This window comes from Bacteroides mucinivorans, assembly GCF_034654355.2.
Lineage (GTDB): Bacteria > Bacteroidota > Bacteroidia > Bacteroidales > Bacteroidaceae > Bacteroides > Bacteroides nordii.
The window spans coordinates 4,232,788-4,257,067 of sequence record NZ_CP178179.1; the positions used below are offsets into that span (position 1 = coordinate 4,232,788).

The window sequence follows — 24,280 nt, forward strand, 5'->3', positions numbered from 1 at the left end:
GAAGATGGATTTAGTAATATTTCAGCAGACCTTGACAATAAGCATTCAGCATTCTACTCACTTCAGAAGCCAACCCCAGGAGTACTGTTTTATCTTCTTCTGAAATATATCCCAGGTCTTTGGAAAGAATAACGAAGTTTCTTGTTTCCTCCAATGAGCCTTGTGATATGTTGTAAAAGTGTAATTTATCTTTCTGCCCTACTCTTACAAATCCTTCTGCAATGTTAGCAGTAATAGAAGCAGAGGCACGTCGCATTTGATTAACCAATCCGAACATCTCTTCTTTAGGAAAGCCTTTAGTCACCCGATAAATATTTAAAACATATTTATGAGCTTTTTGCCATACTAAAAGATCTTCAGATGATTACGCCAGCATTCCTACTTAACTACTTACTACTTAACTACTCTAATTATTTATAATGTATCTACCGCCTTACATATTTCCTCAAAAATACCATCCATTGAGCCAAGCCCATTGATGTGTTGGTATTTTCCTTCACCTTTATAGAATTCTTTCAAGGGTGAAGTCTGAGTATTATATACTACAAGACGTTTTTTGATTGTTTCTTCGTTGTCATCGGCACGTCCTGAATCCTTTCCGCGTTTGATAAGGCGAGTCATCAACTCATCTTCGGGAACATCCAGGTCAAGCATTACAGAAATATCCTGTCCACGTTCTTTCAACATTACTTTCAACGCTTCTGCTTGCGGAATAGTTCTTGGGAAACCATCAAAAATAACTCCCTTACTATCCTCAAAACTATCAAAAACGCTGGCTAGAATATCTACCATCAGTGCGTCGGGAATCAGTTGTCCCTGATCAATATAACTTTTAGCAGTCTTGCCCAACTCTGTACCATTTTTAATTTCTGCACGCAAAACATCTCCGGTAGAGATGTGATTGATACCATACTTTTCTACAATACGTTCACTCTGTGTTCCCTTTCCTGAACCGGGAGCACCGAAAATTACAATGTTCAACATCTTTTTTACCTATAAATTAGTTTGTATTTGAATTTAGTCTACCACAGTATAAATGTCCGGATAGTTTCGCCCGAAACCGTCATAATCGAGTCCGTAACCAACAATAAAGTCGTTCGGTATTTCCATTGCTACATATTCGATATTCAAATCCACTTTCAGTTTGTCGGGCTTCACCAGCAGAGAAGCAATATGTATAGTCTCCGGATTTCGGGTACCCAATGTCTCGAGCAAACGCTGCATCGTAAAGCCTGTATCTACAATATCTTCTACGATAACTACCGTGCGGCCGGCAATGTCTTCGTTCAGACCGATCACTTCTTTGATAACTCCCGTTGAAGTGATTCCCTGATAAGAAGCCAGTTTCACGAAAGAAATCTCGCAAGGGATAGTGATATGTTTCAACAGATCGGCAGTAAACATGAACGAACCGTTCAGCACACTGAGGAACAAAGGGTTCTTACCTGCCAGGTCCCGGTTAATTTCGTTCGCTACACGAATTACTTCTTTTTGAATATCCTGTTCTTTAATGGAAACAGTAAACAATTTGTCTTTTATCTGAATGGTGTCCATAACCGATTATTTAAAAAAGTTGGATGCAAAAATACAATTTTTATTCCACTCCATGCATCATCTTTTGCAATTTCTTCGAGAGAAGGAACAGAATAAGGGACGCAATGCCCGACATAATGACGAACACCATAAAGAAGTCGTACATATTTGCAATCTGATATCCAAAGAGTATTTTTACTTTACCTGCCTCGGGGTAAAGCCCGGCAAGCATCCCGGCAAATTTATTGGCAGTAGCAGTAGAAAGATACCAGATTCCCATCATAAGGGAGGCAAAACGAATCGGAGTCAGTTTATTTACCATCGACAAGCCAATGGGCGACAAAGCTATCTCACCCATTGTATGAATAAAATAAAGCCCTGTCAGCCAGATGATACTTACTTTCACACCCGGTTGGGCATCTTTCACTCCAAAGCAAATAAAGAGGTATCCCAAAGATAAAAGTAACAGACCAATAGCTTGCTTGGTAGGTGAAGAAGGCTCCATATTCCGTTTGTTGAGAAAAGCCCAGACGCCCGGCATTATATAGGCAAGTATTACCACAAAAAACGGATTGAAAGACTGAAACCAGGAAGCCGGCATCTCCCAACCTAAGATATCACGATTCGTCTGGTCGGCAGCAAAGAGAGTTAAGGAAGCACCGGCCTGTTCATAAGCTGCCCAAAAGAAGATGACGAAGAATGCTACAATGTAAATTACAAAAATACGGCTACGTTCGATCTTTGTTAATGAACCATCCAATAAAATGGTGGTAGGAAACACGATGCAAGCGGTGAATATACCGATACTGACCCATTCGTCGCCAAACCAAAGATAAAAGAGACTGCCCAATACTAGTGTAAGAAGCACTAATAGAAAAATATTCCGCCTTTTCTGGCTCCGGCTTAGTTGCGGATGAGCTATTTTTTCTTCAGTATCCATCTTTTTCTCCTTCTTCGCGTCCGGAATTATACCCAGCGGTTCACCGTCAGGAGATATCAAATACTTGTTCTTCTGCGTTTCAAACAAAAGGATAGTAAATACAATCATACATGCAGCAATCAGAAAACCCCATTTAAAATCTTCCGGATTACCGGTATCTCCAAAATAGCCACAAACCAAAGGAGCAATAAAAGAGCCCACATTCACTCCCATATAAAAAATGGTATAGCCTGCATCAAGACGCTTATCTCCCGGTTTATAAAGTTGTCCTACCAATGACGATACAGTAGGTTTGAATGAACCATTTCCTAATATAAGAAAGGTGAGCCCACCATACATCAACCAATGTGACAGTTCCGCTTTATCGAGCATGGAGGCACTCAGAAACATCATTAACTGTCCTACCCCCATCATTACAGCACCCCAAAAAACAGAACGGCGTATCCCCCAATACTTATCGGCTATATATCCGCCAATCAACGGAGTTAAATATACCAATCCGGTATAGCTACCATAAATGGATGCTGCTGCTTCGGTATCAAAAAGTAGAGCCTGAGTTAAAAAAAGAATAAAAATAGCACGCATACCGTAATAGCTGAAACGTTCTGCTGTGCTTGTTGCAAAGATTAAATAAAGGCCCTTTGGATGCCCTTGTAATGCTCCCATAAGTAGAGTGTTTAGTAGTTTATGGGACGCAAAGGTACGAAAAAGTACTTTTATTCCGTAAAAAATATGCAACTAAAGGTGAAAGAAACAATGTGTTTCATCCTGTTTCATTACTATGAGAATTTTGTTTCAACCTATTGAGAATTTACTCTCAACCTATTGAGAAAAGTTTCTCAACGTATTGAGAATTTTTTCTCAATGCATTGAAACAACTACAAAAAAAAGCATTGTATGGAATCTTTCGGGTTACTTAAGTAGCCGAAAGGAGCAAAGGATTCATACTAAAACAAGTTTTAATCGGACAAATAATTACTATCTTTGCGAGTCAGAAAATTAAAGAAACAAATCATGAAAATATTTCCAAGTAACACTATCAAGAAGCTGGATGCTTATACCATTGAGCATGAACCCATTCAGTCAATCCAACTGATGGAGCGTGCAGCCAATGCACTAACAGAAGCCATCACTAACCGCTGGGATAACGAAACCCCGGTTACTGTATTTGCCGGACCTGGCAATAATGGAGGAGACGCCCTTGCCGTAGCCCGTATGATGGCAGAAAAAGGGTATAAAGTAGAAGTTTTCCTTTTCAACACCAAAGGAGAACTTTCACCCGATTGCCAGGCCAATAAAGAACTGGTAGAGATCATGGACGAAATAACCTTCCACGAAGTAAGTACGCAATTCGCTCCACCGCCCTTGACGGATGAACATCTGGTTATCGACGGTTTATTTGGTTCCGGATTGAACAAGCCTCTCAGCGGAGGGTTTGCAGCAGTAGTCAAATACATTAACTCTTCGCCTGCTACTGTAGCATCCATTGATATTCCTTCGGGACTGATGGGAGAAGAGAATACATTTAATGTCCGGGCCAACATCATCCGGGCCGATGTTACCTTCAGCCTGCAACTGCCTAAACTTGCTTTTCTTTTTGCTGAAAATGCTGAATTCATCGGAGAATGGGAGTTACTTGACATCAACCTGAGCCAGGAAGGCATCGAGGAGTTAGATACCAACTATGAAATGTTGGAAGTGGAGGATATACGGTCTATTATCAAACCCCGAAAGAGATTTTCGCACAAAGGAAACTTTGGTCATGCACTATTGATAGCCGGTTCACGCGGAATGGCAGGAGCATCGATACTGTCGGCTCGTGCATGTTTACGCTCGGGGGTAGGTTTACTCACTGTGCATGCTCCTATTTGCAACAATAACATTTTACAGACAGCGGTTCCCGAAGCAATAGTGGAGCAAGACGCCAGTGAGACTTGTTTTGCCATACCAACAGATACGGATGACTATCAGGCAGTAGGCGTAGGACCGGGATTGGGACGAAACGAAGAAACAGAAGCTGCACTGCTGGAACAATTGAATGGCTGCCAGACTCCTTTGGTAGTAGATGCGGATGCACTGAACATATTGGCCAATCATCGCCATGCACTGACCAACCTACCCAAAGGTTCAATCCTTACTCCCCATCCCAAAGAGTTGGAACGCCTGGTAGGTAAATGCCAGGATTCTTATGAACGCCTGACCAAAGCAATAGAGCTTGCCCGTACCGCCAAAGTACATATTGTATTAAAAGGTGCCTATTCTGCTATCATCACTCCAACCGGAAAATGTTTCTTTAACCCCACCGGCAATCCGGGAATGGCTACTGCCGGAAGCGGAGATGTGTTGACAGGCATCATTCTGGCATTACTCGCTCAGGGTTATACGGCAGAAGAAGCTGCCAAGACCGGAACATTCGTCCATGGACTTGCCGGTGACTTCGCTCGTAAAAAGTTAGGTACAATTGGGCTTACAGCAGGAGATATCGTCAACAGTCTGCCTATGGCATGGAGACTTGTAAGCGAATAAAGGTTAAGAACTTATGAATTTCCGAATAAGTTCATTAACTTTGTTTTCTAAACCAGTTAAAAATAGACAGAAATGAAAAAACTAATCATATTGACAGGACTGTTGGCTACCACCACTATGATATCTGCTCAAACAGATGTTGTGGCTGGTGTAATGCGAGGCAAAGATTACGGAGTAACCTATGCACTTCCCAAAACACAGATAGAGCTCGAAGTCAAAGTTAATAAAACAACATATACACCGGGAGAATTTGGTAAATATGCAGATCGCTACCTGCGGCTAAACAACATATCTGTTGATCCGAAAGAATATTGGGAATTAACAAGCGTAAAAGTAAAACCGGTAGGTATACCCGATAAAGAGAATGTATATTTCGTAAAGATGAAAGATAAAACCGTAGCTCCGTTAATTGAACTGACAGAGGATGGAATTATCAAATCAATCAATGTACCTATCGAGGGAAAAAAGACTCTGCCTGCCAAGACAATTGTACCTGCACAGAAAAAGGTTAATCCAAGAGATTTCCTCACAGAAGAGATCTTAATGGCCAACTCAACAGCTAAAATGGCAGAACTCGTGGCAAAAGAAATCTACAACATCCGTGAAAGTAAAAATGCGCTGGTACGCGGACAAGCAGACAACATGCCCAAAGACGGAGCACAACTCAAACTGATGCTTGACAATCTGGAAGAGCAGGAGCGGGCTATGACAGAAATGTTCTCTGGCACATACAATAGAGAAGAGAAAATATATACGATTCGCCTGAATCCCGCAAAGGAGATGAATAATGAAGTAGCTTTCCGATTCTCAAAGAAACTGGGCGTGGTAGCCAACAATGACCTTGCAGGCGAACCGGTTTATATTACCCTGAAAAATCTGAAAACAGTTAATATTCCACAGGACGACGGTAAGAAAAAGGTAGATGGTGTGGCCTACAACGTACCAGGCAAAGCTTCTATTTTACTGACTCAGGGAAAAGATGTGTTATTTGAAGATGAAGTGCCTGTTACTCAATTCGGAACAGTAGAATATCTGGCACCTACATTATTCAACAAAAACTCAACGATTAAAGTAACATTCAATCCGGTTACCGGTGGTCTGGTTAAAGTTGACAGGGAAGAAGGGAAATAAACGACTATTATTCATTCTCTAAATAACTTATAATATGGGTGGCGAAGGACATATGCTCGACATGATCCGTCGATTGAAAGAAGGCAGAGACTCTGCCAACTTACGCAGAGCGCGAACCAACGAGAGGATGAAACGCTTACAAACGAAAACACCCTATCCCCTACCCGACACGACTCCTGAGGAAATGGGACGTATCATCCGGCAATCCAAAGAAAAGAAAGAAGCCGATGACCGTTACTTTGTGTTCGGAACTCTCATTATCATCGGGGTTCTATTGGCATGCGCCGTTATATTATGGGCTATTTTTATTCGTTAATTGTCAGTTTGACAAATCCATCTTTTTGTAACTGAGAAAAATAAGCAAGTATCCGAGACTCGTAGTTCTCTTCATGGTTGAAGTGATCTGCGAGTTTTTCTATTATCTCACGTATCGTACTTTTGCCATCTATTTGCTCCCACACGGCAGTACCATGTTCTTCAAGATGTACATGAATATCAGAGGGCATTCCTTTGGGTAGTAAAAAACGTTGCATCCATTCATACTTAAACCGGGGAAAAGCGATGACAATAGTACCATCGCTTTCCTTTTTGGTTGTAATGTGTGCACTGCGGAAGGGAATAACCTCCAACAAGTTGATCTTTTCTTTCGCAGCCATACATTTATTTCTTTATATTGGGTAATTCCAAACCATATCCCTTCTTTTTATCAACTACCTTTAACAAGAAAGCGACAAACAAAGACAAGGTGGCTAAACCTGTAAAAATACACATCGGGATTGTATAGTCATACTCGTTAGCATTTCCACTTGTTCCCACTACACAATAGGTATCAAGTACCCAACCAATAAGAGTAGGAATACCCCACAGACCTATATTCTGTATAAAGAAAATAAGAGCATATGCCGTTCCTAACTGATTTACAGGGAATATTTTTGCCACAGAAGGCCACATGGCCGAAGGTACCAGAGAAAAAGCAATGCCCAGAATAATCATCAAAACAATTGCTACAAGCCAATTATCAATGCTGGGAATTGCATAAATAAAGTGAACACAAATCAACATAGCTGCACCCAACATCATAATAGAAGCAGCTTTTCCACGTTTATCAACCAGACCACCAAAAACCGGAGTCAGTATCAATGCTCCCAAAGCAGGCAGGCCCACAATAGAACCAGCCACGCTTTCATCAATCCCATATTTACCAATCATCAGCTCGGATGCAAACTTCTGGAACGGAAAAACACAAGAATAGAACAGCACGCACAACAATGCAATCAACCAAAATCCCGGATTGGTAAGAATGTGCTTTACATCTTTAAAGGAGAACTTATCCTCATCTCCATCCTCAGTAGAAGCCTCTACTTGCTTATCCAGCTTTTTGTCCATCATAGAGAAGGCAAAAAAGGCAACTAACCCTCCTATAAGTAATACAAAACCAATCAACAGAGGAGTATCAATACTAAAATTACGTGCCAAAGGTATAGCTACAGAATAAGCAGCTTGGGAACCGATACGTGCCAAGGCAACCTGTACCCCCATAGCAGTGGCCATCTCCTTTCCACGAAACCATTTAGCTATAATTTTAGAAACAGTAATACCGGCTACTTCAGCTCCCACTCCAAAAATAGAGTAACCGGCAGAAGCGACAAATACCCCGGTTTTATATCCAAATATAAGTGATTCATCTCCAGCCAGAGCTGTAATAGCATAGTATTCCAATCCCGTACCTACTACCATCAGGATAGCTGCCAACTTTCCGGTGAAACGAATACCAAAGCGATCCAGAATCAATCCTCCCCAAATCAGCATCAGCAAGAATACATTCAGGAAGCTGTATGCTCCCGTGAAAAAGCCAAACTCCGTACTGGTCCATGCCAAATCTGATTCCAACATGTTTTTCAATGGCGCCATTACATCATTCACATAATAGGCTGCCATCATAGTAAAGGCAACAATGGCTAATGCTCCCCAACGGGTAGCCACAGAGTCATTCAATTTCTTTTTTAATTGTTCCGTCATAGTTCTATTTTATTAACAAAAAAAGGCTACAAATCCCCTGGATTTATAGCCTCTTCTCTTTTTCTTTAACTTTCCATCTGTAATTATTCTGCCACAGGAGTTTCTGTTGCAGGTGCAGTCGGTGTTTCTGCAGCAGGTGCTTCAGTAGCAGGTGCAGCTGTACCCGAAGGCAGGTTATACGGATTTGTTTTTTCTTCTTGCTGAGCTTGTTCCAAAATTACATCCTGTCCTCTGGATGCATTAGTAGGGACAACATAAGCTGTAGCAATACTCATTATAACCATGAATGCTGCCAATCCCCAAGTAGCTTTTTCCAAAAAATCTGTAGTTTTGCGAACGCCCATTATTGCATTGGATGATGAGAAGCCGGATGCAAGACCACCACCTTTAGAATTTTGAATCAGTACAATAAAGCACATCAATATGGCTGCAATGACCATTAAGATAACGAATAATAAGTACATTTTTTGTTATTTTGATTTAGCGTTAATAATCAGTTTCTCTAAAAATCTTATTTGATCTGCAAAGTAAGCATTTTTTTTTGGATATTTCAAACTTAATTTTTTAATAATTTCAAGAGCTTTGGAATATCTTTGCTGTTTAACATAGATTTTAGCCAATGTTTCTGTGAAACAGCTATCATCCTCCTCTTCTTCTTCGGTACTCAATTCTTCGGAAGAAGATTGTTCCGGAGATTCTTCTCCTGATAAATTTCCATCTGGCAAAGGTTGTAACTTAAGAGCCGGTTCACTCTCACTTTTTTCAATAAACCCATCAATCAGTTCAAAGCCACGAAGTTTGGGTGCTTCGGTTTCATCATCGGTAGAAATACCATCATCCTGTAGTAAATAAGCCGTATAGTCCGTCGTATAATCCAGGCTGGTCTGAGAAGTTACTTCTTCCGGTACAGTAGACAAAAAAGCATCTATCAACGCTAAAGTGCGATCAAGATTCGGCTCTATTTCCGGCAATTCATCTACAGAGGTTGTTTTCTTTTTACGGGATTGCAATATATACTTATCTCCTTCTATGAGGTAGAAAAGTGAGCGTCGGTCGGCCACATAAAGAGTTGCTTTACGTAATTCGGCCCCGAATGTAATGTCGTGTAATAAATACAAATTCTTTAAATATAGTAACCACAGCGTTTGAAAATAAGGATAGCGTGTAAGCATCGTCCGAAGCTCATACAACGTATCCTTATTCAGCATCTCGGGGTGCTGAATCCATTGTTGAAGGTTAGCAGAAGTCATTCAAATTACCAATTTGCCACTGTCGCATTAAATATCTGATCAGTTATCTCTTTCGTTATTTCAGCAATCGTTGCATCCGGTATATTCGGTAATAATGAATTCGGATCGAGGTCGGAACGGAAAGCCGAAAATTGTTGTTCGAAGTCTTCTGCATGATTGGTATTATTCACAAAACGAACATTAACTGTAACAGTTACTTTTGCTTTTGAAGAAAACCCATCAGCCGAAACAGCTTCATTATACACATTTATACCTGTTATTTCTCCTTCAATCTGCAAATCAGCATTGGCATTTCTCACCAATTGCAAACGAGTCTGACGAGTAAAAATATCTTTTAAATCGTCATTAAACTTATTTGCCAAAGGCTGATAAACATAAGCAGATTTTATCGGAAAATCAGCAATTGAGATTGTCTTTACTTTATCATAATTAATAGACGCCCCATTAAACTTATAAGAGACTGTACACGCCAGAAGTATTACCGGCAAAGCCAGTAATAACATCCATTGTGGTATTTTTTTATTCCAATCCATATTCTTTTATTTTTCTGTAGAGGGTGCGTTCCGAAATATTCAAATCCTGAGCTGCACTTTTTCTCTTCCCATGATGTTTATCCAGGGCTTTACGTATCATTTCTTTCTCCACTTCATCCAAAGAAAGAGACTCTTCCACATACTCTTCCGTATCTTGTATATCATCATCTACCGGGCAGGGAGCCTTCACCGTATGAATGATTGTAGGCATTGTTGAAGGTGGCGTAGGTGCCACAATGGGCACACTTCCCTTCTCTGCCATCAAATTGTGAACCATCTTCTTCAATTCAGATACTTCCTGTCTCATATCAAACAAAACCGAATAAAGAATCTCACGTTCACTCTCAAACCCTTTATTATCTTTTATTCCGAACAAAGCCGGCAGACGTTGCGTGTTCTGAGCCGGGAGATATGTTTGCAAAATAGCTGCGTTAATCTCACGATTGGTTTCTATAATCGAAATCTGTTCTGTTATATTCTTTAGCTGGCGCACATTTCCCGGCCATGGATAAGCTAGTAACACCTGTTTGGCATCTTCTGTCAGCTGAATAGCAGGCATACGATACTTCTCGGCAAAATCACTGGCAAACTTACGGAATAGTAACAACACATCTTCACCACGTTCACGCAAAGGAGGTATCTGAATAGGAACCGTATTGAGACGATAGTACAGATCTTCGCGAAAACGTCCGTCCGCAATAGCCTGTGTCAGATTAACATTAGTAGCAGCAACGATACGTACATCCGTCTTCTGTACTTTTGATGAACCTACCTTGATAAACTCTCCGCTCTCAAGTACACGAAGCAAACGAGCTTGAGTTGGTAAAGGCAATTCCCCTACTTCATCCAGAAATATTGTTCCACCATCAGCTTCGCCAAAGTATCCCTTTCGTTCGCCAATTGCTCCCGTAAAAGCTCCTTTTTCATGTCCAAACAGTTCAGAATCAATTGTGCCCTCAGGGATAGCACCACAGTTTACTGCAATGTATTGCCCATGTTTGCGACGGCTATACTGATGAATAATCTGCGGAAAGCTCTCCTTTCCCACACCACTTTCTCCGGTTATCAACACGGACAAGTCAGTGGGTGCAACCTGGATGGCAACATCAATGGCGCGCGACAAAGCCTCTGTATTACCAATAATACCGAACCTAAGTTTTACTTGTTGAATTTCCGCTTTCGTCATAATCGCACTATAAATTCCTTCTTGTGTTTTTGTTTATACATCATCATCCACAGTGTCAAGCTTCAACTTATCACTGTCATCACGTTTCTCGTAATATTGTTTTCTCAACGGATTAACATGAGCTTCTTTATCACGCAGGCGATTGCGGAACACATCTATTGCCACATAGATTGCCTGACGGAAAGAGTCTTCACAAGCCAGTCCTTTTCCGGCAATATCATATGCTGTTCCATGAGCTGGCGAAGTACGTACTACCTGAAGTCCGGCCGTATAGTTTACCCCTTCATCCATAGCCAATGCCTTGAATGGTGCCAATCCCTGGTCATGATACATAGCCAGCACACCATCAAAATGAGTAAAGTTACCCGAGCCCATAAATCCGTCAGCCGGATAAGGACCGTAGCAAAGTATTCCTTTAGCAGCCATTTCCTGAATTGCCGGGATAATAATCTCTTGCTCTTCGGTACCAAGTAACCCCTCATCTCCTGCATGAGGATTCAGAGCCAGTACAGCAATACGTGGTGCACCAATACCAAAATCCTGCTTCAGGGAGCGATTAAAAATAGCAATTTTCTCCTGAATAAGTTCTTTAGTAATGGTTGAAGCAATATCACGTACGGGAATATGCCCTGTTACCAGTGCCACCCGAAAGTCGTCCTTCATCAGGATCATCAATGATTTACTTCCATCACCCAGTCTCTCCTCAATATATTCGGTATGTCCGGGAAATGAAAATCCTTCCGACTGAATGGTATGTTTATTGATCGGAGCCGTCACGATGACGTCAATCAATCCTTCTCTAAATTCTTCAATAGCCTTCTCTAAAGCACCGAGTGCAGCTTTTCCTGCTTCCGGATCCGGTTTAGAGAATTCCACTTTCACTTCGTCGTCCGTACAGTTTACTACACTCAAACGATTGAAAGCTGCCTCAGAAGCAGAATTAACAATACTAAAGTTAGTAGGTAAATCCAATGATTTACGATGATAAGCTGCCACTTTAGGGGAACCGTAAATAATTGGAGTACACAACTCCAGCATAACAGGATCGGCAAAAGTTTTCAATATCACTTCATAGCCTACGCCATTGATATCTCCTTGCGTAATACCAACCCTTATTTTACTATCTTCCATGTGTCGTTATTTATTAGTTTGTTCTTCTCTGGCCACACCCATCGGAATCTCTCCCAGTTTTTTTTCTGTAGGAAGCTTCAATGTATACAACGATGCTTCGAGCATACGTACCAGATTACGTTTTAATTTATTAGGTGAATATACAAATACTTCTGCTGTTACAATGCGCTGATTGGCTTTGTCCAAACGGGTATGAGACACAAACGGACCACCCATAAAGTCGCCCTTCATACGCCAAAGTCCACGGGCTTCCATGGTGTAATCTCCATGCACATCGATAGGACGGACATCCACTGTTATAGAATCCGTAGACATATACATGCCTTCTTTAGCTCCCGGAATATTAGCTTTCATCACAGAGTCACGCTTATGAATAAAATATTCTTTAGTAAAAGTATCCTTATCAGTATAAGGATAAGAATAGATCACAAAGTTCTGATCTCCGGTAGCCGTATTAGTAGATGCCCAGAAAAAATCTTCCCCTTCTTTAGAAGAAGATAATTCAGACGGAAGCCAAATATCACAATCAAATTTACTGCCTACTTTGGTAGAGATGTAATCATTGTGTTTATTATGAAGCTGGGAAATTTGACGATTCATCTCAGCACGTGTGAAGAAGTCGATAATCTGTTGTTTGTTTTCCTCTACAAACTTTTCAAACTCCTGCTCATTGGGAGCCTGAATAGTCAAAATAAGCTGAGGAGCAGCATATACATCCTTTGCATACTTAAATGCCGGTTTGGTATATATATCACGCACATCCACTATAATAATGTTGCGTATTAATTTTAATGTAGAATCATAGTCTCTCGGAGAGGTATACATAATCCTGAATGAACGTTCAGACTGCGGTAATCCCGGAACATCCGTATCAAGCACATCAAACAAAGCTCTTCCCGCAGGACGCTCCCACAAGGCATGATCAACTACTACAAGAATCTCATATGCACGCCCACTGGAGGTCGGAGTAAACACACCCTTCTTGCCGTTACAAGAAGAAAAAGTCAATGCTACAAGAGCCATACTGATAAAAAACAGATACTTCTTCATATTGATCATTTTTAATGTTTTTACAAAACTACGATAAGTTCGTATATTTTCATCGGATAAGTTAATAATTTATATTAATTCTTGTTATTCCCCTCCCGCTTTGCAGTAGACAACATACCACAAGCCGCAAAAATGTCTTCACCGCGCGAAGCACGAATCGTAGAAAAAACACCATGTGAAGTCAGATAATCACGGAATGTTACCATTGTCTCCATATCCGTTCCTTCCAGATCTACTCCCGGAATAGCATGAAAACGAATCAGGTTTATTCTACAATCTACCCCACGGAGCAATTTCACAAGTTCTTTGGCGTATATCATCGAATCGTTGACGCCTTTAAAAACAATATATTCAAATGAAAGTCTGCGTTGTTTGCTAAAATCATAGTTCTTTAACAAATCTACAATTTCAGTAATAGAAAAAGCACGCTCTGCAGGCATTAGGTCTAAACGCTGCGAGGGAATCGGAGAATGTAAACTAATAGCCAGATGACAATCACTCTCCTCTATGAAACGCTGCAAACCTTTACGCAAACCGATAGAAGAAAGTGTTATTCGCTTAGGACTCCAACCATAACCATAAGATGCAGTTAAAACTTCCAATACCTTTAACACTTCATCCAGATTATCCAAAGGCTCGCCCATTCCCATCAACACAACATTAGTCAGCTTGTCCCGCTCGGGCAATGAACTGATCTGATTTAGTATCTGATTAGCAGTCAGGTTTGTAGTAAAACCTTGCTTACCAGTCATACAAAACTTACAATTCATCTTACAACCTACCTGAGAAGAAACACAAAGTGTTGCACGATCGTCATCAGGAATGTAGACTGCCTCTACAAAGTTCTTCTCACCTACCTGAAAAAGATACTTAATAGTCCCATCTACCGAATGCATTGCCTCAACAGGAGGCACCCCTCCTACTTCGTATTCTGCCCCAAGTGCTTCACGGTGTTTCAATGACAGATTTGTCATCTCATCAATAGAGTTTACCTTTTTATCATAAAGCCACGATGCAATCTGCTTAGCAGCAAACTTCGGCATTCCCAGGCCTCTCACCACCGACTGCAACTCATCAAGAGTCATTCCTAAAAGAGGATATTTGGACATATTCTGTACAATTCAATGTTTATTTATGCAAATGTAAGGAATTAAAGTTGATTTCAGAGCAGACTACCACCAAAAGTTAACGTAAAAAGGCTGCTCCCTATGCGGAAACAGCCTTTTCATATATAAGTCAGTTCTTCTTAGAAGAACAGATAACGTGTATCTTTCACCTCAGCCTTCAGATAGAGATCGTTCATCAAACGTCCCGCCAGGCGTGCATGCATATTTTCCAATGTAGCTTCTTCAGCTTTTACATCAAATGTTTCATTCAACTTGTCCTTAGCATACATCTGCAATACAAATACTCCTGCATTACCTTTAATCGGAGCACTCAACTTATTCAACTCAGCAACCGAAGCATAAGCACCTACTAAAGGTTCACTACTACGCAAAGCCGGTATATAAGCAGGAGCCGCAAAAGTTACATGTTTTACAGAGTCGCTCACAGCGTTAGCCATTGACTTATACTGATCAAAAGAAGTCGCATTGACAGCCTTCATATCATTCATGATCTTTTCGGCTTTCTTATCCTTTATTATTTCAGCTCTCAACTGATCCTGTACCTGTTTCAAAGAACGGTAACCTTCAGGAGTTATGCCAGCCAGTGCAACCACCAACATTCTGTCGCTCTCACCACATTCATACAAACCAGAAACTTCACCTGGCTTAGCTGCGAAAGCCCACTTCAAAGCTTCTTTTGTACCCTTAACTCCACCAATTCCATGCTCAGAGCTATACAGATCATTTCTTTCGAGTAATCTATAACCAGCTTCTTCAGCATTAGCCACCACTTTATCCAAAGAAGGATTAGCTGCGATAAACTGGCTGAAATCATTATAAGCTCTACTATAAGTTTCCTTGCTAAAGTCCACTGTACGTTTAATAACAGCCACTTTATATTTATCCTTAACGGCTTTCTTATTAGTAACCTGAAGAATAACATTAGCCTGTCCCAAAGGAAGATTGGTCATTTCGTTTACACCCAGATTATTAATAGTTGAGATAAATTTCAGATTATCACCATCAATCTGCGCATTTTCATAATTGGCAGATGAAACCCAGTTTGCTTCTCCGGTCTGACCATATTTCTTTGCTAAATCAACAAAGTTTGCACCACCTTTTATTGCATTATAGATACTATCAGCCAATGTTTTAGTCTTTGCAGCATCTTCAGCTACAACTTGAATCTGACGGAACTCTACAGAGTCGGCAGCTGCAGTTTTAGCAATAACTTTGAAAGAGTTGATTGTGTTATCACTACCATTATAGTAAGGACCATACACTTTATTCAGAACTGCAGAATCCATACGGGCTACTACATCTCTCGGGAAAGCAGTTTTGTTATAATACAAATCAACATAAGGTTTTTCTGAACCTGTCGAACGAATAAAAGTAGTATATTCACTTTCAGTATTTGCTAACTGCTGAGTATATTCGCCCACTTCTTTTTCGATAGCAGCTCTGTCTTCAGGACTTGCAGTTACCTGTACATCGATGTATTTAATGTCACGGGTTTCTACATACTGCTTGAACTGTTCTTTCTTCTTATTATACAGATCTTTCAACTCAGACTCTTTCACTGTTATTGTAGAATCAACAATAGAAGAATAAGGAACGGCAGCAAGCAACAAATCCATCTGATTTACTCTTGCATCAAAAGCATCCTGTGCTTCTACCGGATTAGAGAACAGTGATTTTGAGATCAATGCCTGATATTTCTCAGCAAGACGATTCTGTATCAGACTTTTTTCTACAAATGACCAGAACTTATACATTGAGTTATAATATTCAGCGTATTGTGCCGGCATTTGAGACTGATTCATTTTAGAATAATCTACCAGGAATTTTTTCAGCATATCTTTATCAAAAGCACCAGTCTGCGGATTACGAAACGGAGTCTGCTGTAAAAGCGGATGAACACCTGCGTCAATAATTGCCTGGATTTCAGCTTTTGAAACTGTAAGACCTAATTTTTTTGCTTCTTTTTCAAGAAGTTTATTATTTACATATGTACGCCATACTTCATCTTTCACCTGATTGGTTTGCTCATCATTCAACGAATTTGTTCCACTGGAGAACTTAATTACGTCAGTATATTCTTCTACCAATGCCTGATAGTCCTGAGCGGAAAGTGCGTCCCCGTTCACCTCTCCTACGTCATGTGATTGGTGTGGCTGAAGAACTTTCCATGCGTCACCCGCAATGAAAGCAAACAACGCCAAGCCAATAACGATCACCAATAAAGGTCCTTTCGATCTAATGTTTTGTAATGTTGCCATTTTAATTAATACAGTTTATTTGTTTATTATTATTTTCGTCTCAGTTGTTTTAGCGCACGAAGATACAAAAAATGCTAATATACATCTATTTATTAGCAAAAAAAATGGAGGTCTACACCATTATTCCATCACTTTCAGCCGCACAAGCTCTATTTTAGTCGGTGTTACCTTAATAATTTTAAACTGATAACGCCCTACGGAAATTATTTCATGCAGTTTCGGGAAGCTTTGATACTGGCTCAGAATCAATCCACCAATAGTCAGATAGTCATCCGCTTCCGGTAAATCAAGATCAAAAGTTTCATTTACTTTTTCAATTTCCAAACGGCCGGAGAGCACATACTCCCCCTCTCCTATCTGCTTACAGATATACGATGTATTATCATGTTCATCTTCTATGTCACCAAAAATTTCCTCTACCAGATCTTCCAGAGAAACAATTCCGGCAGTACCTCCAAACTCATCCACTACCACAGCAATCGTTTTCTTTTGCTGCATAAAAAGTTTCATTAATTTGTGAGCAGCCATCGTCTCAGGCACAATAGGTACCTCCTTTACATTGTCCCGCCAATCCTTAGGGTTACGAAACATTTCTGAAGAATGGATATACCCGACTACGTTATCAATATTTCCGTCGTAAACAATAATTTTTGAAATTCCGGATTCTACAAAGCGATTTTTCAAATCTTCAAGTGAAGTAGATAAATCAACAGCCACTACCTCTGTACGTGGCACAATACAATCCCGGATTTTTATAGTTGAGAAATCAAGCGCATTCTGAAATATCTTCACCTCGGTATCCAGTTCATCACTATTATCAGCGTTATCAATACCGGATTGTACAAAGTAGTCCAAGTCAACTTTACCAAATGCTTTTGCTGATGCCTCCTTATTTATCTTCATTCCGAAAAGACGCAGAAACATATAAGAAAGTCCGGAAGAAAGTTTCGATATGGGATAAAGGATAATATAACAGATAAACAAAGGAACGGCACATACATTCAGTACCAGATTAGGGTTGATTTTAAACAATGTCTTAGGCAGGAATTCACCTGTCACCAAAATAATTAATGTTGAAATGATGGTTTGTACCAATACCATCAGAAAGTGGTTAGTGATAAACCCGGACAACAAATTATCTCCAATAATCTGTGCCATCAGAATACCATAAATGACCAATGCTACGTTGTTACCAACCAACATCGTAGAAATAAAATCATTTGGATTTTTGAAGAATACAGACAGAATTTTTGATGACAGCCCCTCTTTTCGCTCAAGCTCAAAACGTAGCTTGTCAACAGAGACGAACGCGATCTCCATGCCCGAAAAGAAGGCTGAGAAAGCCATAGTTATTAAAAGGTAAACAATAATACTCATACTTATCTTACAGAATCCGTTGATGCTTTTTGTTCTTCTTCATCTACGTAAAAAATACCTCCCATATTTCTTATCTGATAGATGGTCATTTGCTGATTAGAATCAAAACCATACCCGGTAATAATCCGATCGGGCTGTTCTATACGTATAAACCGATCCGAATAAACCTTCTCGGTGGCCTGATTCCAATACAACAGTTCTGTATTAAACCGTTCTCCCTTTCGGTTTTTAATATCGACATTTCCCATCAGCTTCCAAAGTTTTTGCTTATCATAGAAATAAGCAGTATCAGCTTTTATACTGGCATCTACATTAAATAAAGAATCAAACTGTTCAAGATAGACACCTTTTTCAAATGCCCAGTAAGAAGGTCTTTTACGATCGTACATCAACCATTCCTCGGCCTCCATACGATAGCGTGTCACACCCGAATCCGAAATATAGGTTACAACCCCTAAAGTTGCCATCGAAGGCAAAGAATCCCGTTCCGTTATAGCCTCACCAAGCTCTTTCTTCTTCCCTCCGCAGGAAGAAAATAAAAGAAGCATAACAATTGTCCCCAGGACAATTGTTATGCTCATGTTTTTACTAAATAAAAAGTTACTTTTTTCTTGTAACATATTATATTATCTGATCGTTGTAGTCTCTCCGATCCATCCGCCAATTGTGATACGGTCGCCAGCTTTATAACCTAACATGAACAGGTCTTTAGCTTCCGGAGTATAAGCAGAGTATGAAGAAATCAACTTATTAGCTTCTTCAGCCACACTTGGATCTACTGCTTTAGCTCTTTGCAATTTATCAATGGCAGCAAAGAAAGTACATTTATTCAATGCCGGTTCATCATTCCATTTATAATTACCAGCATATAACTGAGCAATCAGGATATAAGGAGCACCATAGTTTTCATTGAAACTGATAGCTTTCTGGGCATAGCTTCTTGCCTGCGAAATCTTCTTAGCTGATGCCAATACACTGGCAGCCTTATATGCCGACTCTGCTTTCTTTACATTATCAGTTTCATAAGATATAGCTTCATCGAAGAATTTAACGGAACCGTCAATATCTCCTTTTTTGAATGCCATAGCAGCACAACCGATAGCAGCATCAGCACTTGGTTCCAGTTTGTAAGCATATAAAGATGCCTGAAGATATGCATCACTATCTTTACAGCCCATCATAGCCATCACTTTAATTACCTCTTTCAAAGCTTCCAGATTTCCCTGATTAGCTTCTACTTTAGGAGCATATATCTCTTGCAATGACTCACAAGTAGCAGCTCCACTATTTATGAACTGTGCATCCAGACCTTCTCTAACAGATCTCAAAGCAGCCTTAATGTTCTCTTTCTCAGTTTTAGCAATTGCTTCATCCGTATACTGAGTGTCAAGTAAGTAATCCTTAATAAACTGTTCTTTATGAGAAGGATCAGCTTTCAACTTTTGCAAAGACATATCCAGGAAGAAATGCATCACATTAGGAGAAGCATCAGCTTTAGCTCCTTCAAGAGACTGTTTAAACCATTCATAAGCCTGATTTACATCCGGAGATGGCGCAAACTGAATGTAGGCCAATGCCTTATCACCCAATGCATCTTCTACCGAAGGAACTCCCTTCATTCTTGTCTGGAAATCGGGAATATACTTCATACGCACATCATGCGTATGCATCAAATCATCAAAATACTTCTTATATTCAGGACTATTCCTATCAGTCATTTTGGACATCAAACCCTCCAAAATTGTAAAACCGTCCTTAAAAGTATAATAGCGAAGTGTAGGACAGGTTTCCAACACTATTTTCCACGGCGCATAGGCATCTTTAAAATTACCTGCTTTTACAGCTTCATGTGATACACTACTGTTGGGGATACAGATGCTATCGTTCTGTGCCGCAACAGAGGTTGCACCCGCCGAAAGGAACAACACAGCCACAAGCGTTTTAATCTTCATTGTATCTAAATTTTAGTTGTTATATAATTAGTCTATTCAATATTAATCAACCTTACGTTTGAAGAACCAACGTTCATTAAACGTGATTCCAATGCTGAATCTCAAAATATTTTCATTCAACATACCAGTCTGCAAACCCTCTACACGCACATACTGCGCTGTTAGACTAACGATAGAACGTGAGCGTGGAATAGGTAAACCCAAACCAGCTGTAACACCATACTCACGTGAAGCCCTTTCACCAGCTTCTGTCTTGTAATAAGGAGTAGTGTAATAACCTCCTAAACGATATTTCACATGTCCAAAATAAGTTTTTCCAAGTTTCGAAGGCAAATATTCAGCGCCTACCGAAATTTTTGTACGATCACAAAATGCATTAGGTTGATTCATATAAGTCACATCCCCCCACTTTTGCAAGCTGTAATCAATTCCCACCGTCAGGCGGTCATCATATTTATAAGTAATACCAGCTCCAAAACTATTCGGTAATCCGAATGTTGCAATCGTATCTTTAGTAGTTATTACACTCGTATTGGTTTGCACATAAGTATCATTATTCAAATTATGCTTCGGAGAAAACACAGCTCCCAATGTTACTAAATGTTTCTTACCAATAGGTTGTGTATATTGTATACCAAAATCCAGTTTATAATCACGAACCGACATTCCGGTCGACTCTACATACGAATTGGAAACTGTTTGCCCGTCTACATCCGTATAAGAAGGATATACCATAGCCAAGGTACGTGTTATGTCTCCCCAAAAATAAGAAACATTAGCACCAATACTTAAGTTATTAAGTACCTTCACACCCAAACCGGCATATAATTGATGCAAACCTCCATCACCTAACAGCTGCTTTGTGTAACTCGGACTGGCAGATGTCTCCGAATATCCCTGTGACACATTATAACCGACATTTGAGAAAGGCAGCAATCCGATGCTCATTGCCAGTCTTCTATGCAACCGAAACTGCATCGCAATATAATCAAAGCTCGAATTTTTTACATTCAACTTCAAAGCGCCATCACTGATATTAGCATTTTGCATACTCACTCCTCCTTCAAATAAGAATGTCAGTGAGTCAATAGCAGTATATGAAGCAGGATTCAACGGATTAATTTGTGAACCATCGCGCAATCCAAAGGCAATCCCTCCCATTGCTTTACTATTTCCGAAATTCTGATTGACTAAATCGCCATAGCCATATCGTGTATAAGGAGAGTTTGTATTATTTTGAGCGACTGCCACTCCTGCAAAAGTCGTGAGCAAAAGCGCACAAAGTGTCTGTTTAAATCCTACCATTATTATAGTTTAAAATTCTATTTAATCCTTTCAACACTAAAAATCTATCTGCAAAGATGACACTTTTTACGTTCGTATCAAAAGAAAAATCATCTCCGCCCGTTAAAAAAACCAAAACTTCAGGATATTTATGTTTCATAGCCGTAATATAACCTGATATTTCATATTCAATACCTTTCCATACTCCGGCACGCATAGCAGTCTCTGTATCCTTCCCCAAAGCCGGCGTACATCCCTGTGGACTAACTAATGGCAAACGTCCCGTAAACTGATGAAGTGCCTTAAAACGCATCTGCAACCCCGGAGAGATATTCCCACCATGGTATTGCCCCAGAGAATCAATAAATTCGTAAGTAATACAAGTCCCCGCATCAATCACCAGAATATCCCTTCCCGGAAATTGTTCATTGGCAGCCACCACAGCAGCCATCCGGTCATACCCCAGTGTCTCGGGTGTTTCGTATAAATTGATTACCGGAAGCGGAGTATCTTTATCCAGCCAAAGCAAAGGTACAGAAAGCTTACTTATTTGTCCGGAAACACGCTCATTCAGATTAATGACAGTTGCAACAATACCTCTGTCAATCGGATATTCAGTACAAATATGTTCCAGACAATCCAGCGATTCATTAGAATCATAGATAACATTTACCATTGTAGCCCCCTCAAAGAGTGCCACTTTAGCTACCGTATTTCCTATATCGATAATTAAATTCACTGTTTTTATCGTTTTGAGCGTGCAAAGATACAGATAAAAATTCAAGCACACTGCACACACATATAAAAAAACTCCCGGCAAGTTCTCTTTCACAGAACCGCCGGGAGCTTTCTCCACTCAATTATCGTCTTTTATTTCAGAACGTCATTGCCTGACCGCCAATTACTCCTGCAATAGCACTGGCCACTGCAATAATCACTTTCAGAATCGTACTCCAAACCATCTTTTTCATAGATCTCTTTTTAATTATTAGTTATTACATAAAAGCTTCAAACACCGCGCAGCCAACTTTCAACTTTCAATTTTCAACTCTCAACTAAACCGACGGATCCTCACCTTCTCCCTCATTTCCTCCGCCATTGTTATCAATGCCTTTCTTCATCAAGTCAGCATGTGCAAATGACAATCCCTGAGTCAGTGCCCGGGTAGTACCCACTGCTATCGGACGGAAATATTCAGGAGTAAACTGACACTGTACCGATGTGATCTGATTAGGATTCACCTTGTCTTCTGTTTCTACCCCTTTGCCTTGCGAACGGACCTTCATTGTAAAAGTCCCCAGCCCTTCAAGGCGTACCGTATAGCAATCCAACAGATATCTACGCATCACCGAAAGCAAGTTCCGTACCACATTCTGCACATCACCCGGTGTCAGTGAAGCCTTTTCGGCAATCTCCTCTGCCAAGGTTTGTGTATTAATCCTTTTCTTCATCTTCACCAAAGACGGATGCCATGTTTTCACTCCGGCTTTATTGGCTTTACTGGTTTGTATTCCCTTATAAAATAAAGGCATAAATCCCTCCTCTTTTTAATGTTACTAATCGTTTTTTCATTCACGTTTTGTTGATCAACATTGCAAAGATGGAGGTTTATTCTAAGCCCTCAAAGCAAAAAGGAGTCTGCTGAATGATTCACAACACACTGATTTTGTATTCTGTTATTTATCAACAAACTACAAGCCTTCGAAATCATAAAAATAAAACTAGCCAAGCATTTCCACAAACAGGAAAGCCTGGCTAGCTAACAACTACATTTGAGATGAAAAGAATGCAGTATTATAATTCAAAAAAAGGATCTACAAAACTTTAATAAAAAAGCCCTCCTTATAAATAAACCACGCCTGATTTAAAAGGAGGGCTACACAAACAAACAATAATATTAAGCAGAATTATCATGATTCACATCAGAATAATCCGGCACTCCTTACTCCATCTTAATCTTTAAAGTAAGGAAGAAAGCATTGGACGAATCCAATGTTTGGGGTTATAGAGTCGTCTTCTGTTTCCAGGCAAAATAGGGAATACAAAAGAACAAGAAAAGTCCCTTTAACAAGTTCAAAAAAGTCCTCATCAAAAGCTTATTTTTTACAAGGGCATCTAACAAATATTTATCTGTCTCATACTCTTAATTCGAAAAATAACGATTAAGAATTTCATGTTTTATCAATCTTCTGTGGTCAGAATAAGTATGTGTAGAAAGTCCATATTTCTTTTATGAGTGTCTTCATCAATAAGCTCGCAACACAATTTCGAAGGCCTCACTATACTCCTGTCCCCACTGACCACCTCTCATCGCAGCAAGACCAGTGATGTATTCTGCTGAACGTGGATGTGGATATGGACGCATCACACCACGATACATTGAGAGAGCCTTCACCTTAGCATCAACGCCTTCCTTGCCTACCTCTATATAGCAGTTAGGATTGAATGTTGTCATTGCATTGTTGATCTTCCACTCCGTACAACTAGGAACCTCCATATACCAGAACTCCTGCACACGCTTCACTTCTGGTCTACGTTGGAATAGACGGATAGCCTCTTGGCACGCTATAGAAGTCTGTAGGTGGTCATTGTTAGTATCCGCAGGATGATGAGTGATGATAACATCTGGCTCGCTCTCTTTGATGGCACTCTCAATGAACTGCACCAGTTTGAGATGAGGTACAGTGTTCATCTCGATATTCGGGAACGTACCCTCATATATGCGGTTCACACCCAGGAACTTGTTCGAGGCATTCGTATCATCGCCCAATTCCTCGTCTGAAGGTCGGAAGGCCCTCGCCTTCGCCTCCGTACACATGATGCACACGTCCACCTGATGGCCCTCGCGTGCCCATTTCCACATAGACGCACCTGCGCCCAGCGTCTCATCATCAGGATGAGCCACTACAAGTAAGTATTTCATATTCTCTAATTTTTAACAATTATACAACTTGGGGTTCGTATCTACAGGAACCAATATCAG

25 protein-coding genes are annotated in these 24,280 nt (G+C 40.2%); 3 read left to right on the forward strand and 22 right to left on the reverse strand.

Features of this window, described 5'->3' with window-relative positions:
• Nucleotides 1-10 precede the first annotated feature (10 nt).
• The 4 genes from VCM39_RS16270 to VCM39_RS16285 form a co-directional block, all read right to left on the reverse strand.
• Entirely contained in the window at nucleotides 11-304 is a 294-nt protein-coding gene (locus tag VCM39_RS16270; protein WP_413544809.1) for a four helix bundle protein, read from the reverse strand.
• A 110-nt stretch (nucleotides 305-414) separates the two neighbouring features.
• A complete protein-coding gene (locus VCM39_RS16275) occupies nucleotides 415-984 on the reverse strand; it encodes an adenylate kinase (RefSeq protein ID WP_221648708.1) in 570 nt (189 codons plus the stop codon).
• Between the two features lie 33 nt (nucleotides 985-1,017).
• On the reverse strand, nucleotides 1,018-1,554 hold the full coding sequence (gene hpt, locus VCM39_RS16280) for a hypoxanthine phosphoribosyltransferase (RefSeq protein WP_221648709.1): 537 nt from the start codon (nucleotides 1,552-1,554) through the stop codon (nucleotides 1,018-1,020).
• 40 nt (nucleotides 1,555-1,594) lie between these two features.
• A complete protein-coding gene (locus VCM39_RS16285) occupies nucleotides 1,595-3,139 on the reverse strand; it encodes a peptide MFS transporter (protein WP_322933969.1) in 1,545 nt (514 codons plus the stop codon).
• Nucleotides 3,140-3,487: 348 nt separating this feature from the next.
• Here VCM39_RS16285 and VCM39_RS16290 point away from each other — a divergent pair, with 348 nt between their 5' ends.
• The 3 genes from VCM39_RS16290 (at nucleotide 3,488) to VCM39_RS16300 (ending at nucleotide 6,446) form a co-directional block, all read left to right on the forward strand.
• The gene (locus tag VCM39_RS16290; protein ID WP_322933968.1) at nucleotides 3,488-4,999 is read left to right on the forward strand and encodes an NAD(P)H-hydrate dehydratase; all 1,512 of its coding nucleotides are present in this window, start codon (nucleotides 3,488-3,490) and stop codon (nucleotides 4,997-4,999) included.
• 72 nt (nucleotides 5,000-5,071) lie between these two features.
• Nucleotides 5,072-6,130: a DUF4831 family protein gene (locus tag VCM39_RS16295; protein WP_322933967.1), complete on the forward strand. Its 1,059-nt coding sequence runs from the start codon at nucleotides 5,072-5,074 to the stop codon at nucleotides 6,128-6,130.
• A 34-nt stretch (nucleotides 6,131-6,164) separates the two neighbouring features.
• On the forward strand, nucleotides 6,165-6,446 hold the full coding sequence (locus VCM39_RS16300) for a hypothetical protein (RefSeq protein ID WP_221648713.1): 282 nt from the start codon (nucleotides 6,165-6,167) through the stop codon (nucleotides 6,444-6,446).
• On the opposite strand, the gene VCM39_RS16305 is transcribed toward VCM39_RS16300, so the two are convergent.
• The 18 genes from VCM39_RS16305 to VCM39_RS16390 form a co-directional block, all read right to left on the reverse strand.
• A complete protein-coding gene (locus tag VCM39_RS16305; protein ID WP_221648714.1) occupies nucleotides 6,436-6,786 on the reverse strand; it encodes a PqqD family protein in 351 nt (116 codons plus the stop codon). The genes VCM39_RS16300 and VCM39_RS16305 overlap by 11 nt on opposite strands.
• 4 nt (nucleotides 6,787-6,790) lie before the next feature.
• Entirely contained in the window at nucleotides 6,791-8,149 is a 1,359-nt protein-coding gene (locus tag VCM39_RS16310; RefSeq protein ID WP_221648715.1) for an MFS transporter, read from the reverse strand.
• Between the two features lie 83 nt (nucleotides 8,150-8,232).
• Nucleotides 8,233-8,613 (reverse strand): preprotein translocase subunit SecG, encoded by a 381-nt coding sequence (gene secG / locus VCM39_RS16315; protein WP_007484465.1) that lies wholly within the window; start codon nucleotides 8,611-8,613, stop codon nucleotides 8,233-8,235.
• A 6-nt stretch (nucleotides 8,614-8,619) separates the two neighbouring features.
• Nucleotides 8,620-9,399 carry a tetratricopeptide repeat protein gene (locus VCM39_RS16320; RefSeq protein ID WP_221648716.1) on the reverse strand — a complete coding sequence of 260 codons (780 nt, stop codon included), beginning with the start codon at nucleotides 9,397-9,399 and terminating at the stop codon, nucleotides 8,620-8,622.
• Between the two features lie 5 nt (nucleotides 9,400-9,404).
• The gene (locus tag VCM39_RS16325; RefSeq protein WP_025867397.1) at nucleotides 9,405-9,932 is read right to left on the reverse strand and encodes an LptE family protein; all 528 of its coding nucleotides are present in this window, start codon (nucleotides 9,930-9,932) and stop codon (nucleotides 9,405-9,407) included.
• A complete protein-coding gene (locus VCM39_RS16330) occupies nucleotides 9,919-11,118 on the reverse strand; it encodes a sigma-54 interaction domain-containing protein (RefSeq protein WP_221648717.1) in 1,200 nt (399 codons plus the stop codon). Before VCM39_RS16330 ends, VCM39_RS16325 begins: the two co-directional genes overlap by 14 nt.
• Before the next feature lie 33 nt (nucleotides 11,119-11,151).
• The gene (pdxA, locus tag VCM39_RS16335) at nucleotides 11,152-12,249 is read right to left on the reverse strand and encodes a 4-hydroxythreonine-4-phosphate dehydrogenase PdxA (RefSeq protein ID WP_221648718.1); all 1,098 of its coding nucleotides are present in this window, start codon (nucleotides 12,247-12,249) and stop codon (nucleotides 11,152-11,154) included.
• Nucleotides 12,250-12,255: 6 nt separating this feature from the next.
• Nucleotides 12,256-13,299 carry a DUF4837 family protein gene (locus VCM39_RS16340; protein WP_322933966.1) on the reverse strand — a complete coding sequence of 348 codons (1,044 nt, stop codon included), beginning with the start codon at nucleotides 13,297-13,299 and terminating at the stop codon, nucleotides 12,256-12,258.
• A 74-nt stretch (nucleotides 13,300-13,373) separates the two neighbouring features.
• Nucleotides 13,374-14,408, reverse strand: coding sequence for a 23S rRNA (adenine(2503)-C(2))-methyltransferase RlmN (gene rlmN / locus VCM39_RS16345; RefSeq protein WP_002559643.1), 1,035 nt, complete (start codon nucleotides 14,406-14,408; stop codon nucleotides 13,374-13,376).
• Nucleotides 14,409-14,545: 137 nt separating this feature from the next.
• Nucleotides 14,546-16,684 carry a peptidylprolyl isomerase gene (locus VCM39_RS16350; protein ID WP_002559642.1) on the reverse strand — a complete coding sequence of 713 codons (2,139 nt, stop codon included), beginning with the start codon at nucleotides 16,682-16,684 and terminating at the stop codon, nucleotides 14,546-14,548.
• A 120-nt stretch (nucleotides 16,685-16,804) separates the two neighbouring features.
• Nucleotides 16,805-18,061 (reverse strand): hemolysin family protein, encoded by a 1,257-nt coding sequence (locus VCM39_RS16355; RefSeq protein WP_323674044.1) that lies wholly within the window; start codon nucleotides 18,059-18,061, stop codon nucleotides 16,805-16,807.
• Between the two features lie 2 nt (nucleotides 18,062-18,063).
• Entirely contained in the window at nucleotides 18,064-18,642 is a 579-nt protein-coding gene (gene lptC, locus VCM39_RS16360; protein WP_195450047.1) for an LPS export ABC transporter periplasmic protein LptC, read from the reverse strand.
• Nucleotides 18,643-18,687: 45 nt separating this feature from the next.
• Nucleotides 18,688-20,013, reverse strand: a complete 1,326-nt coding sequence (locus tag VCM39_RS16365; RefSeq protein WP_221648720.1) for a tetratricopeptide repeat protein — start codon at nucleotides 20,011-20,013, stop codon at nucleotides 18,688-18,690.
• 42 nt (nucleotides 20,014-20,055) lie between these two features.
• Nucleotides 20,056-21,318, reverse strand: coding sequence for a hypothetical protein (locus tag VCM39_RS16370; protein WP_221648721.1), 1,263 nt, complete (start codon nucleotides 21,316-21,318; stop codon nucleotides 20,056-20,058).
• Nucleotides 21,305-22,036 carry a type III pantothenate kinase gene (locus VCM39_RS16375; RefSeq protein ID WP_322933964.1) on the reverse strand — a complete coding sequence of 244 codons (732 nt, stop codon included), beginning with the start codon at nucleotides 22,034-22,036 and terminating at the stop codon, nucleotides 21,305-21,307. Before VCM39_RS16375 ends, VCM39_RS16370 begins: the two co-directional genes overlap by 14 nt.
• Before the next feature lie 136 nt (nucleotides 22,037-22,172).
• Nucleotides 22,173-22,268, reverse strand: coding sequence for a smalltalk protein (locus VCM39_RS16380; RefSeq protein ID WP_322933963.1), 96 nt, complete (start codon nucleotides 22,266-22,268; stop codon nucleotides 22,173-22,175).
• 84 nt (nucleotides 22,269-22,352) lie between these two features.
• Nucleotides 22,353-22,829: an HU family DNA-binding protein gene (locus VCM39_RS16385; protein WP_195450049.1), complete on the reverse strand. Its 477-nt coding sequence runs from the start codon at nucleotides 22,827-22,829 to the stop codon at nucleotides 22,353-22,355.
• A gap of 713 nt (nucleotides 22,830-23,542) precedes the next feature.
• Nucleotides 23,543-24,220 carry a PIG-L deacetylase family protein gene (locus tag VCM39_RS16390; protein WP_007484448.1) on the reverse strand — a complete coding sequence of 226 codons (678 nt, stop codon included), beginning with the start codon at nucleotides 24,218-24,220 and terminating at the stop codon, nucleotides 23,543-23,545.
• Between the last annotated feature and the right edge of the window lie 60 nt (nucleotides 24,221-24,280).